The organism is Ekhidna algicida (assembly GCF_051379705.1).
Lineage (GTDB): Bacteria > Bacteroidota > Bacteroidia > Cytophagales > Cyclobacteriaceae > Ekhidna.
This window is the reverse complement of the sequence record NZ_CP179868.1, coordinates 1,244,688-1,257,805: the sequence shown is the minus strand read 5'-3', so window position 1 is coordinate 1,257,805 and position 13,118 is coordinate 1,244,688. Positions and strand designations below refer to the sequence as shown.

General features: G+C 40.3%; 13 protein-coding genes. 5 read left to right on the top strand and 8 right to left on the bottom strand.

All coding sequences use genetic code 11. The features are described 5' to 3' along the window. Positions 1–103: 103 nt before the first annotated feature. The 8 genes from ACL8WY_RS05285 to ACL8WY_RS05250 form a co-directional block, all read right to left on the bottom strand. Entirely contained in the window at positions 104–550 is a 447-nt protein-coding gene (locus ACL8WY_RS05285) for a YHS domain-containing (seleno)protein (protein ID WP_436517383.1), read from the bottom strand. Between the two features lie 11 nt (positions 551–561). Beyond that, entirely contained in the window at positions 562–903 is a 342-nt protein-coding gene (locus ACL8WY_RS05280) for a hypothetical protein (protein WP_436517382.1), read from the bottom strand. A gap of 71 nt (positions 904–974) precedes the next feature. Next, on the bottom strand, positions 975–1,934 hold the full coding sequence (locus ACL8WY_RS05275; protein WP_436517381.1) for a helix-turn-helix domain-containing protein: 960 nt from the start codon (positions 1,932–1,934) through the stop codon (positions 975–977). Between the two features lie 75 nt (positions 1,935–2,009). Then, complete coding sequence (locus ACL8WY_RS05270; RefSeq protein WP_436517380.1) at positions 2,010–3,542, bottom strand: NFACT RNA binding domain-containing protein; 1,533 nt, start codon at positions 3,540–3,542, stop codon at positions 2,010–2,012. 4 nt (positions 3,543–3,546) lie between these two features. Beyond that, a complete protein-coding gene (locus tag ACL8WY_RS05265) occupies positions 3,547–4,314 on the bottom strand; it encodes an MBL fold metallo-hydrolase (protein WP_436517379.1) in 768 nt (255 codons plus the stop codon). Next, positions 4,311–4,538: a hypothetical protein gene (locus ACL8WY_RS05260; protein WP_436517378.1), complete on the bottom strand. Its 228-nt coding sequence runs from the start codon at positions 4,536–4,538 to the stop codon at positions 4,311–4,313. Before ACL8WY_RS05260 ends, ACL8WY_RS05265 begins: the two co-directional genes overlap by 4 nt. Positions 4,539–4,575: 37 nt before the next feature. Continuing rightward, on the bottom strand, positions 4,576–4,950 hold the full coding sequence (locus ACL8WY_RS05255; RefSeq protein WP_436517377.1) for a response regulator: 375 nt from the start codon (positions 4,948–4,950) through the stop codon (positions 4,576–4,578). Next, positions 4,943–8,200 carry a PAS domain S-box protein gene (locus ACL8WY_RS05250; protein WP_436517376.1) on the bottom strand — a complete coding sequence of 1,086 codons (3,258 nt, stop codon included), beginning with the start codon at positions 8,198–8,200 and terminating at the stop codon, positions 4,943–4,945. The genes ACL8WY_RS05255 and ACL8WY_RS05250 overlap by 8 nt, the downstream gene beginning before the upstream one ends. A gap of 35 nt (positions 8,201–8,235) precedes the next feature. On the opposite strand from ACL8WY_RS05250, the gene miaA reads away from it, so the two are divergent. The 5 genes from miaA to murQ are packed head-to-tail and all read left to right on the top strand — an operon-like array spanning position 8,236 to position 13,114. Beyond that, positions 8,236–9,150 carry a tRNA (adenosine(37)-N6)-dimethylallyltransferase MiaA gene (gene miaA, locus ACL8WY_RS05245; RefSeq protein WP_436517375.1) on the top strand — a complete coding sequence of 305 codons (915 nt, stop codon included), beginning with the start codon at positions 8,236–8,238 and terminating at the stop codon, positions 9,148–9,150. A 34-nt stretch (positions 9,151–9,184) separates the two neighbouring features. Next, a complete protein-coding gene (locus ACL8WY_RS05240) occupies positions 9,185–10,474 on the top strand; it encodes a hypothetical protein (RefSeq protein WP_436517374.1) in 1,290 nt (429 codons plus the stop codon). Next, positions 10,467–11,474, top strand: coding sequence for a Gfo/Idh/MocA family protein (locus tag ACL8WY_RS05235; RefSeq protein ID WP_436517373.1), 1,008 nt, complete (start codon positions 10,467–10,469; stop codon positions 11,472–11,474). Before ACL8WY_RS05240 ends, ACL8WY_RS05235 begins: the two co-directional genes overlap by 8 nt. Beyond that, positions 11,467–12,309, top strand: a complete 843-nt coding sequence (locus ACL8WY_RS05230; RefSeq protein ID WP_436517372.1) for an N-acetylglucosamine kinase — start codon at positions 11,467–11,469, stop codon at positions 12,307–12,309. Before ACL8WY_RS05235 ends, ACL8WY_RS05230 begins: the two co-directional genes overlap by 8 nt. Beyond that, positions 12,302–13,114 (top strand): N-acetylmuramic acid 6-phosphate etherase, encoded by an 813-nt coding sequence (gene murQ, locus ACL8WY_RS05225; protein ID WP_436517371.1) that lies wholly within the window; start codon positions 12,302–12,304, stop codon positions 13,112–13,114. Before ACL8WY_RS05230 ends, murQ begins: the two co-directional genes overlap by 8 nt. Positions 13,115–13,118: the final 4 nt, after the last annotated feature.

The following is a 13,118-nucleotide window of genomic DNA, read 5'->3' as shown; positions in this document are numbered from 1 at the left end:
GTTATCAATACGAATATGATTAATAAATGTTTAAGTAATAAATAAAAAAGAGGACGAAATCACTTTCGTCCTCAAACACTCAACCATAATTTGAACTGAGAAGCTACTTCGTCTTCAGCTTCTTCCAGTTTTCGTTAGCATTCTTCACCATGTTCTTATGCCCTTTTTCGTTCCATACTTGCTTGGCATCTACTTCGATGCTGTTGAGGAACAGGTAGTATTTTCCGTCCTTTACCACAAACTTATTTGGGTCTACTCTGAATTTTGCTCCGATCGCGACTCCAGTTGCACACCAGCCACCATATTGTGGTTGATATTTTTTAGGATTTGCATTGAATGACTTTTTCTGATCCTCTGAGGTAAAAAAGTATTTGACTCCATCTACCTCAGACATGTACTCTTTTGAGCCTCGCTGAGCAAGTTGCAAATCGAGGTAGGAGACAGGACTGTAGCCGTTCATGGCTATTTTGCTATCATCTGTGTTGTACTCCTGCGCTGATGCTGCAAAAACGACAAGCGTTACTAGAAATGCTGTTGATATTTTTTTCATTGCTTTGAATTTTAGTTTTGGAAATAAGTTTCATTTACGACCAGACCGTTTTGCCATTCTCTTCGAATAACTTCATGCCAGTTGATTTCATTACCGTCCTCCATACTGAAATGAAAGCGAAATTCAGACATGCTCACATCTTCTCCGATGGAGCTGTTTAATAAAGTGATCTCTTTTACTTGTGCGATGCTTCCAACAAATCCGGTTAGTTTTTGAACCGCCTCTTCTCGGGTGGAAGTCTCAGAGCCGTCCACGTCTTTTGTGTGTGCATCTTCACTAAAAAATTTGGATACTGCCTGAGGTATTTCGCCTCTCAGCACCATGTTGTCCATTTGTGATACTAATTCTTGCATTGTTATTTAATTGTTTAATTGAACAATGCAAATCAAGGACAAGAGTGTGCTCGCTTGTTTATAAAAATTACCTAATCTATGGTACTTTTTGATTGTAACCGTGATGGAGCTTTTCGGGTATGAAGTTTGAAAAACTGCGAAAAATGACTGATTTCTTCAAAGCCAAGTTCAAATGTGATAGAACTGACAGTAGCGCCCTCCGCGAGGAAATGCTTGGCTCTGGAAATAATCTCATTGTTAATGTGATGCTTCGGTGTAAGGCCGGTGGCAGACTTGATGACTCGACTGAGGCTTTTGGTAGTGAGATTTAATTGATTGGCATAAAATACTACGGAATGATTTGATTGAATATATTCCTTCAATAGAGACTTGAATGCTTTCACAATTCTTTTTTCTTGAGGTTTCTCTTCTATCGTCTTTATGAATTCCCCAGGAGAATGCGATGTGTAATTTCGAAAAAAGCGACAGAAATATGCTGAATCCTTGAAGCCTAGTGCATACGAGGTTTCTTTAATAGATCCACCTGATTCATATAGCTTTTGACGAGCGTGACCAATTAATTTTTGATTCTTCCATTGGAATAGGGTGAGATGGAGCTTCTCTTTCGACAATTTCTGAGTTTCATGATAAGTCAACAATCCGCTTTTTATATCCAGCGCTGCATCCATATTGTGATCCAGCCATTCGTTTGCGTCAAAAAGAATCTCTAGTTCTTCATCCGTTGTTTTAAAGGGATTGAGCCTTCTCCACTTTCGATCCGAGTAGTCAAGCACCTCATTTGTGTTTTGAGATTTTATTTTTTCATCTGCTGCTACATGTCCAAGCGTGAGAATTCGTGAAAATAAATAACGATAGTGATTGGGTGATTCGGGATGAACAGGAATGGTTTGTGCAGAAGGATCCGTTTTTATGTATTGACCGGAAGGTATAAAAACAGCTGATTCTTGGTTTAAGTGATACGATTGGAAATTCAATTCAATAGATGAGTTTTCCGGTATCATATATATCAAAGGTTCCTTGCTCTTCTCCATTTAACATGAATTTACGAGCTGTAAAGTTTTGGTTTGGGAATTTTGTTAATTGATAATGCTAATGTCTCGAAAGCGTCAAAGATTTGCAGGCTCAATCATCACTACTTCTTCTTTCTCTACGATTACCTGGCCAGCAGGCGCGCCTTTCATTTTCCTGACAAACTTTTTCTGAGTGTAGATAACAGGGCAAAGTGAATCAGTTTTCCTTTTCGAGTTAGCGGCTGCTAAGGCCGCAGCTATTTCAATGATGTGGTTGGGGAAGTTTTGTCCGGGCTTCTGCCGAATGACAACATGCGAGCCTGCAACATCTTTTGCATGGAGCCATAGATCGTTTTTATTGGCTACTTTGAGTGTCAATTCGTCATTGGCTTTCGCATGCTTTCCAAGTAAAATCTGCCATCCTTCTACTTCAAACTCATGATAAGGACGGTTTTCGTTTTGCGCTTTTTCCATTTGTGTAAGGCCATGATCCTTCAGATATTTCCTAAGCTCCTTGGTGTCTGAGATATCCTGTATGTGCAGTATTTGTCTGCTCAGCTTTTCTATAAGTGTTTCTTTCGCTGCGATATTGTCTTTTAACGTATCTATTTCCTGATGCCTGTTCTTTGATTTTCGATATAGATTCTCAGCATTTTTTTGGGGACTCAAATCCCGATTGAGTTTAATTTCAATGGGTTGGTCAGTGTAGAAATCATGAAGCACGGCCTTGGTAAGCCCGGTTTGCAGGCTATTGAGGTTGGCCATTAAAATATTGGCGATCTCTTCCGGGCTTCTGGCGTTTTCAACTTGTTCCAGTTTACTTCTGGTCTTCGAGATGTAGCTTTCGGATTTTTTGATTCGCTGCTTGAGCTTATTTATTCCTACACTTTTTTCCTTATCAAAATAAAAACTTCGAACTGTTTTATTGTAGAGCCAGTTGCTGGCCTCAATAGCACTTTTGGTTTTCTCAGTACCGGATATAATTAGGCTGATGGCTGGTCCTTCGTGTAAAAAGATGGGATTTGAATTGAGTTGATCAAGCAACTGTTGAAAGTGGGCCCACTTCTCATCACCCGGTAAGTCAAAGAATTTAGATTGCTCCAGGTGTGCTTTTACTTCCTTGCCTAATGCAGGTATCAGTTCGACTGGATTGTTGCCAGCGATGGCAAACTGTTGCTCAGAGATAACAATTTCTTTGTGCAGATCTTTTGGATTGATTTCTAAATCAGCATCTAAGCTTTTCCTGAACAGATTGATGACCTCCAAATTCTGACAATGTAGAATATTTGCTCTGCGAGCATGCATCTTAAATATTAATGCTTCATCACCAAATTCAAGCTGGAATGAACGCTCGTAGTTAAAGACAGAAACACCGGTGACTTTTTTATCTAGCAATGTCGGAAACAGGTCTACACTGTTTTTTCCGGCTCTAGCAAACTGATCGGGGAAGGAGAGTAGCGAAACGTTGGGATCTAGATTTGCACGTATATAGAATTCTCTTTCGGGATCGCCAAAACCGAGGATTAGCTCGTCTTTATTCTGGGAGAAGCACTCAAGCAACACAAGACCTTTGAGCTCTTTTTCTAGTTCGGGTGCAAGGCGTTTTAGGAAGAAGTAATTGTGGAACATGACACTAGTTGTCCAACGATATTTGCAATCCATCCCAAGCGATCTCAATATTCTCAGGCAATTCTTTGGAGACGTCCATGTGCGCACCAAGCCGATGGCTGATGTGAGTAAGGTACGCTTTTTCAGGATTTAATTCTTTGAGTAAATCTACTGCTTCTTCCAATGTAAAGTGGCTGATATGATCATCCTTTTGGAGTGCATTCAGCACAATGATTTTTGAACCTTTGATCTTTTCTTTCTCTTCCTCAGAGATGTAATTGGCATCAGTGATGTAGGTGAAATCGCCAAATCGAAATCCGTAAACTGGTAGCTTGTGGTGCATCACCTCAATCGGGATAATGGTTTGCCCAAGTACATCAAATGGACTTCCGTCGAGTGTGTGAAGCTCTACCTTTGGTATTCCCGGATACTTACTGGCCGAAAAGATGTAGGAAAATTCTTGCTTCAGTTGATCCTGTACTTCTTTTCTAGCATAGATAGGCATGTCTTTTTTCTGCCGAAAGTTATAACTGCGGATGTCGTCCATTCCGGCGGTATGATCCTTGTGGGCATGCGTGAAGAGTACGGCATCCAATTGATCAATTCGTGCACGGAGCATCTGTTGTCGAAAGTCGGGGCCTGTATCTACCACAATATGCACTCCATTTATTTCTACATAGATGGATGACCTCAATCGGTTATCTCGATGATCTACTGAGGAGCACACCTCGCATTTGCACCCTATCACAGGCACACCTTGCGAAGTGCCGGTGCCAAGAAATACAACCCTCACAGCTGAAGCTGGTTATTGGTGATTTCAGAATAAAGCTTCTTATTGTTATCGCTAAGTCTGGAGGTATCTACTTTTATGGAGCGAATGATTTCTATGAGACTGTTCACCTTTCCTTCAAGCGCGAAAAATTTATTTATAACAGCTACTTTGCTCTCATTTAGGATGCAATATCCAGATTGGAAATTGCCCTTTTCGTAGCGGAGGATGTAGTCCGTTTCGGACATAATATCCTCAAGTTTGTTCAAAAAGTGATTCGTGTATTTAATTGTCATCCGTATACTTTTTCACCATCTCCACCACTGAATCGTAGTTTAGTGGCTTAGGAATGAATGCATTTATTCCCACATCTTCAAAGTCCTCCATCGTGTAATTATTTGCATTTCCGGTGATCGCGACGATTGGAATGTTTTGGTTGTTTCCTTCAGAATTCCTGATTTGCTTAGCACACTCCATCCCGTCCATTACAGGCATGTGGATGTCGAGCAGGACTAAACCAAACTTATCTTTGGCGAGCAGATCTAAAACCTGTTGACCATTTTTTACGGAGGAAATTTCATAGTTGAGCTGTGAAAGAATCTTTTTGGTTAGATTTTGAATTACACTGCTGTCTTCGGCTACAATTATTTTCTTACTCATCGGTGACTAATAGGTTTTGGCTACTCTCTTTGAATTCCTGGAACAACGCTTTTAAGTCCAGCACTTTGTTCTCCAGTCCCTCAAATTTATTTTCTTTTAATCTTTTTTCAATATCCGCTGCTTTTTTAGATAGTTTTTCAACACCTAATGTACCTGCGTTGCCTTTTAATGTATGCAGCTCGCCTCGCATTTTTTCATATTCTTTCGATTTCAAAAATGTTTCGGTGTTTTTCACTAATCCTTCTGCCTCTTCCTCAAATTCCATCAGTGTAGCTTCTATAAGTTCTTGACCTCCAAATTTAGCTAACTGATTTAAGGTGTTCTGATTTATTGCTAAATCTTCTGCTTTTTCAACAATTGACTCGATAGAAACCTTTATAGGCTTGAAATCAACCCATTTTTTAATTTTATCGATCAGCATTTCAGCTTTTATGGGTTTCGCCAAATAGTCATCCAGACCAGCGTTGAGAAACCGTTCTCGATCTTCTTCCATTGAGTAGGCAGTCATTGCAATAATGGGAGTATTCCCGCCATTCCTTAATTTTCTTACCTCATGAGTTGCTTTGATACCATCCATTTTTGGCATCTGGATGTCCATAAAAATTAAATCGTAATTTTCTTGCTCTACTTTTTCTATCGCATGGAAGCCATCGTATGCTTCTTCTACCTGGCATCCCGATTTTAGCATAATACTGCTCGCCACTTTTCTGTTCACATCGTTATCATCTACCAGCAGTATTTTAGGCTGCTTCCCGGTAAATTCTTTTGTAAATGGCTTATCAGGCTGTATTGATTTTACTTCATCTACTGAAACCTCTTGTCCCATAAAAGTAAACCAAAACGTGCTGCCGAGACCTGGGGTAGAAACCACGCCAATTTCTCCTTGCATAGACTTTACTAATTCGCGCGAGATGGCGAGACCAAGACCTGTTCCTCCAAAGTTTTTGGAGCTGCTATTATCAAGCTGATGAAAGCTTTGAAAAAGACTCTTTTGATCTTCTTCAGAAATACCAATTCCAGAGTCTTTGATCGTGACCTTGAAAACAAACTGCTTTCCACGTTTCTTCACAAGCCGAATACTCATATTGATATTTCCTTTACTCTCACTGAATTTAATGGCATTAGATGTGAGGTTTGAAAGTACCTGAATTAACCGGGTTTCATCCCCAAGTATCCATTCGGGTATCTTTTCATCAATATGATAATAGAGGTTGTTGTCTTTAGATGAAGCTTGTTGCGAAAAAAGGTCGTATACCTTTTCAATCGTTTTCACCAAATGGAGTGGCTGCTGCCTAAGATCCATTTTTCCAGCTTCAATTTTCGAAAGGTCCAGGATGTCATTCAGGATGTTGAGTAATGTTTGAGATGACTTGTTAATGGTCTTTACATATTCAGACTGTTCACCATCCAGGCTGGTGCTAGCCAGCAAGTCGATCATGCCAATGATGCCGTTCATCGGGGTCCGAATTTCATGACTCATATTGGCGAGGAAACGTTCTTTTATTTTAAGTGATCGCTCAGCCATTTCTTTGGCTCGCATGAGTTCCTCATTGGTCTTTTTCAGTTGTGAAATATCTCTGGCTACACCTTCAATCTCAACAGTCCCATCATCTTTGTTTATTAGCCGAATGTTGAAGAAAAATTGAAGCTTTTTTCCATCCACCGTTTTAAGCGTGCCTTCAACGTTTCGGATTCGTTGTTCCTTGTCGATTCGTCTTCCGATCTCCAGTATTTGCTTTGCTTTGACCGCATACTCCAGCACATTGGTATTGATCACATTTTTAGATTCATAGCCAAGCACCTCTTGAACTGAGGGGCTTATCATCGTGACTTTACCTTCAATATCACATCTGAAGTATATATCCTGGAAGGATTCGAAGATGGTACGAAATTTCTCTTCACTTGCAATTAACGCACTCTCAGATTCTTTTTTCTCGGTGATGTCATTGGCTATAATTGAGAGTTCTTCGATTCGTCCGTTTGGAAGGAAAATTGGATTTACAAACACTTCTCGCCAAACCATCTTGCCGGACTTATCCAGGTTATTGGTTTGAAAGTTTATAAACTTTCCCTTAAAAGCTTCTTCGTATTTTGAAGCCCAAAATTGTTGGACTTCTTCAGGTAGTTCTTTTGAAACTTCATCGATGCTGGTTCCGATCTTTGGCTTGATGCCATAATATTTTTTGAAAGCTATTTCATAGTTCTGGTTGAATGAGGTAAAGCGCGATTCCTTATCAACAGACCAAATCTCATGCGTACTACTATCGAAGATTGCTCCAAGGGTAGCGGCCTGGTTTTCAATTTTTTCTTCTTTATGTTGGCGTTCCATCGCCAGACTGATCTGACCACCAATGTAGTCGAGAAGTTCAAGGTCTTTATTGTTGAATGCGCTTTGGTCGTTATAGCTACATATCGACATTACGCCCATCTCTGTAGCTGTGCGAATGATTACACCCAGCCATATCTTGGGTATTGGATCCTTGAATTCTACACCAATCTGTTGGCTTATTTTTTCAATTCCGTCGCTGTAAACAATCAGAGAGCGGTCTCTCTGAACTGTATACTCCATTAACTCATGGTCTACATCAAAAGTCAATTCGTCAGAAGCGGCCTTTTCATTAATGCTGAAAATTTTGCGATATTTTTTTCCTTCCTTTAGTGCGATGTGAAAGTTGTGTACTTTCAGCATCTGGTTTAGCTGATTATAAATATTGGTATAAAGCTGCTCAAGGTCATTTTCTGTGATGGTGATATTGGCAATCTGATAATATAGACTTTGCGCACTTTCAGCTCTAATACGCTCTGTAATGTCATAAAAAACACATCGATACTCGACAGGCTCATCATTTTCAAAAACTGATGTAAGCTTCCCTGTGACGTAGATGTTTTTCCCGGTTTTAGAAATGAGGACAGTTTCGAAACGCTCAAAGCGACTGCCGGCAGTAATCTTAAGGATGTTTTGAAGTGTACCTCTGCGATAATCCGGATGCACTACTTCTAGAAATTTTAGATCGGTGATTTCCTCTTCAGTGTAGCTGAGCTTATTTTTTACTGCCTCATTGGCAAATCTTATTTCTCCAGTTTTTCTAAAAATGGTGATGAGATCGTTCGAGTTGTCGAAAAGGTCTTTCAGGTTTTGATTGGTCTTTTCTACCAGCGTATAGTAGTCACGCTGTGTATTGTCCAACTGACCCTGAAGATTGGCAATTTTCTTCTTTAGTTCATCTATATCGTTTTCGACCTCAGCCATATCGAATAAAATTAGGCATTTTAGCCTTTGAAAAGATGGCTATTTCGAGCAAACCTTTATTAATATCTATTGTGGGCCCTACAGCAGTAGGTAAAACAGCCTTGGCAATTGAATTAGCACAGTGGCTGAAAACCGAAATTATATCTGCAGATTCTCGACAGTTTTACAAGGAAATGACCATTGGAACGGCCAAGCCGACGAATGATGAGTTGGCCAAAGTACCACATCATTACATAAACTCTCATTCCATAGAAGCCCTTTACAGCGCAGGTGAGTTTGGACGTGATGCTTCAACGACAATTGCTGATTTACATGCCAAAAGTAAAGCTGTAATGGCCGTTGGCGGGTCCGGTTTGTACCTAAAGGCTATTTGGGAAGGTTTTGATGACATGCCGGAGGTAGATCCAAAAATTAGAATGCAGCTAAACGACCAACTAGAAAGAGAAGGGCTGGATAAGATGCTCAAAGAGTTGGAAAATGATGATCCAGATTATTACAATGAAGTTGATAGAAAAAATGGTCAGCGAATTATACGGGCATTGGAAGTGATGAGAGAAACCGGAAAGCCATTTTCTTCCTTTCGGAAACGTACTGAAAGTACTTTACCATATACTAATTTGAAGATTGGGCTTAATATGGATCGGGAAGTTCTGTTCGATCGAATCAATCATCGAATGGATGTGATGATAGAAGAAGGATTATTTGAAGAAGCTCAAGCATTGATTGATTATCGAGATCACAATGCCTTACAAACAGTAGGTTATTCTGAGATTTTTGGTTTTCTAGCTGGTGATTATGATAAAGAGGAAGCGGTTAGGTTGTTAAAAAGGAATAGCCGAAGATATGCTAAAAGGCAACTGACCTGGTTTAGGCGTTATGACGATATCCATTGGTTTGAGCCTGATCAAATTGACGATATAAAAGATCTTATTTCCAAGACTCTTCTCTGAGTAATCGGATTTATGTTGATTTGCCATTGAAATTATGGAATCCAACCGCAAAGTCCTCATTATCTCATATTACTGGCCTCCAAGTGGAGGAGTAGGTGTACAGCGCTGGATGAATTTCGCCTTGCAATTGAAAAATAGAGGATGGGATCCAATTGTGCTTACGCCTGAAAACCCTCAGTTTGAAATAAAAGACGAGAATCTTTTGGATATGGTGGATGAAATTCCAACAATTAAACTACCCATTTGGGAACCATTCAATCTTTTTCATAAACTGACCGGGAATAAGGACCGAAAAAATGTTCAGCAAGGATTAGTGCTTGAAAAGTCTGAGAAAAAATTCAAGGATAAGCTTATGGTGTGGGTTAGAGGCAATCTATTGGTTCCTGATCCTCGCGCTTTTTGGGTCAAATCAGCTGCTAAACAAGCGATTAAGACCGTCAAGGAGCAAAATATTGGTACCATCATCACTACTGGACCACCACACAGTATGCATCTGATTGGCAGAAAAGTGAAGCGAGCAGTTGAGGAAGTAAGATGGCTGGCAGATTTTAGAGATCCCTGGAGCAAGTGGGATGTATTGGAAAAGCTGAACACTTCGGCCATTGTGTTGGATATTCATAAAAGAATGGAGCGCAGTGTAATCAGAGAAGCTGATGTCGCAACAACTGTAAGCACTCGGCTTGCGCAGGCTTTTGGTGGCATAGATTTACTCCACAATGGCATAACTGTACAAAACAAATCAATAAGTGAGCCCAATGAGTCTCATTTCACGATTGGATATTACGGAATGCTCAATGAATTGAGGAATCCGCGTCAGCTCTGGCTCCTGCTAGATCAGATGTGTAGAGAAAATCAGGTGTTTGCCAACAAGTTGAAAATCAGAATTGGAGGCATCGTCTCCGAATCAATCAAAGAGGAAATTACTGCATTAAGCGAACTGAAAGGGAAAGTGGAATTTTTGGGATATTTGCCTCATCATAGTATCCAGGATGAATATAGGAGATGCAATGTTTTATTGTTGCTATTAAATAAATCCGATAATTCAGAATGGATCTTACCTGTCAAGTTTTTTGAATATCTGGCTGCCGAGCGAATGATTCTAGGTCTTGGTGGGCGCAAAAGTGATTTAGGCGATTTGATGAATGATAAGGATGTTGGTGAAATTATAGCTTACCCAGAAATTGGTAGTATCAGAGGATTTTTGGAAGATATATTTGAGAATGAACGATTGCCGTTAAAAGAGGATACCGAAGCACTATTAAGGCAATTTTCTCATAGTCATTTAGTAGAAAAATTAGAAAAGTTATTGCTGAGAAATGGATAAAATAAGAATAGGACTGATAGGATGTGGTCGCATTGCCCAGAGACATGCAGGACATATTTCCAAGCTTGGCAAGCTTGCTGCTGTTTGCGATGTAAATGTGGAGAAAGCCACTAAGCTTGGTGAAGAATATGAAGTCCCATTTTTTACAGATGTTGAAACGTTTCTCCGCTTTAAAGATATGGATGTTGTTGCTGTTTGCTCACCAAATGGACTACATGCAGAGCATTCCATAAATTCATTAAATGCGGGGTTTCATGTGCTCTGTGAAAAGCCGATGGCGCTTTCTTCAGCAGATTGTGAAGAAATGATCAAGACAGCAGAAAAATGCAACAAGCGCTTATTTATAGTTAAGCAAAATCGCTTCAACCCCGCAATAGAAGCTGTCAAGGAGAAGATTGACCAAGGCGCTTTGGGTAAGCTGTACTCCATTCAGCTCAACTGCTTTTGGAATCGAAACTTTGATTACTATGAAAAATCTGATTGGAAAGGAACTAAAATGCTGGATGGCGGAACGCTGTTTACACAGTTTAGTCATTTCATAGACTTGTTGTACTGGATGATTGGAGATGTTGATGAAGCGTCGGCAATCCTTCAAAATTTTGCTCATAAAGACGTAATTGAATTTGAGGATACCGGCGTGGTTTCTTTGAAGTTTAAAAATGGTGTGCTGGGCACGGTCAATTATACCGTCAATGCGTTTGCTAAAAATATGGAAGGCTCCATAACTGTCTTTGGTGAAAAAGGCACTGTAAAAGTAGGTGGTCAGTATCTGAATAAACTCGAGTATCAATCATTGGAAGGTGAAGAAATTGGAGAGCTCAGGGCCGGTAACCCAGCCAATGAATACGGGGAATATCAAGGAAGTATGAGCAACCATGACCGTGTATATGAAAACCTTATAGATGTGCTTCAAAATGGTGGAAGCATCGCGACTAATGGCCTAGAAGGATTGAAGACCGTTGAGATAATCGAAAAAATATACAAGTCAGCTAATGGCTAATCAGACTTTTATTGTTGGAGACGCAGGAGGCACCGGCACACAGTGGCGTCTGGTCGATGATGGGAGTATCTCGCAATTTGAAACCATCGGTTTCAATGCATATACACATAGTATCGAGGATCTTAAGCAAAGCATTGTAGATACTTTCGGAAGCAAAATATTACCCAACATCCCAACCTTCTTTTATGCGGCTGGAATTGATACTGCAAAACAAGCTGTGGATGTAAAGCAGGCACTTGAGGAACTTTTTGGAGAGCGAGTGTATGCTCATAATGATCTAATAGGAGTAGCTCGCTCACTTTGCGGGAAAGAAGCTGGGAATGTATGCATACTCGGAACAGGTGCAAACGCGTGTTTTTATGATGGAGAGAACGTAAATAAAGTAAGCGCCTCGTTAGGATATGTGCTTGGCGATGAAGGAAGTGGCGCTCACTTGGGCAAAAAGTTACTTAAGGCAGTCTTTAGAAATCAAGTTGCTGAGGAGGTGATCACTGCCTTTCAAAGCCAGTTCAATCTAACCTCCGACCAGGTAATTAGGCGTATTTACGATCAGCCCAAACCCAACCATTTTCTTGCCTCATTTGCTCCCTTCGTCTTTGAGAATAGTCATTATCCGGATGTTCACGAAATGATCCAATCGAACTTTATCGATTTTTTCGATGCATTCTTTTTCGAAAATCATCATTCAAAAGCCCCATTTTATTTTTCAGGATCCATAGCCCTTCACTTTTCGGATGTATTACGTCAAGAGGGTGCAGACCGAGGCATCACCATTAAAAATATTGTTCAGTCACCCATTTCCGGTTTAGTTTTATATCATCAGCAGAATGACTAAGAAGCCACTTACCGAGTCCGATTCACATTACGATCATTTAGAAAAAATGAGTGTGATGGAACTGCTAAGTAATATTAATAAGGAGGATCAGACGGTTCCATTGGCTGTTGCTAAATGTCTACCTCAAATTGAATCACTCGTTTCTCAGATAATACCTCGTATGAAGCGTGGTGGTCGCCTGTTTTACATTGGAGCCGGCACAAGTGGAAGGCTCGGGATAGTAGATGCTTCGGAGTGCCCACCTACTTTTGGAGTTGATCATGGAAGAGTCATTGGGCTCATTGCAGGTGGAGATAGCGCTATCAGGAAAGCAGTAGAATTTGCAGAAGACAATGAAAAGCAAGGTTGGAAAGATCTTGAGAAGCATGACATCCATAAAGATGATACAGTGGTAGGAATCGCAGCATCAGGAAGAACTCCATTTGTGATTGGAGCTATCCGCGAAGCGAAAAAAAATGAAGTATTAACCGGTTGCATCGTGTGCAATGAAGGTTCAAAACTTGCACAGGAAAGCGAATATCCGATTGAGGTTTTAGCAGGGCCGGAGTTTGTCACAGGAAGTACACGCATGAAAGCCGGCACCGCTCAAAAACTTGTTCTCAATATGATTTCCACTTCAGTAATGATAAAGCTGGGTCATATAGCAGGTAATAAGATGGTGGATATGCAGCTAAGTAATGAAAAGCTTGTTGAGCGAGGTGTTCAAATGCTGATAGAACAACTCAATATTTCCAAAGAAGAAGCTTCAAGACTTCTGGAAAGGCACGGATCTGTGCGCAAGGCCATCGAATCTGTAGTAAAGTAGATCT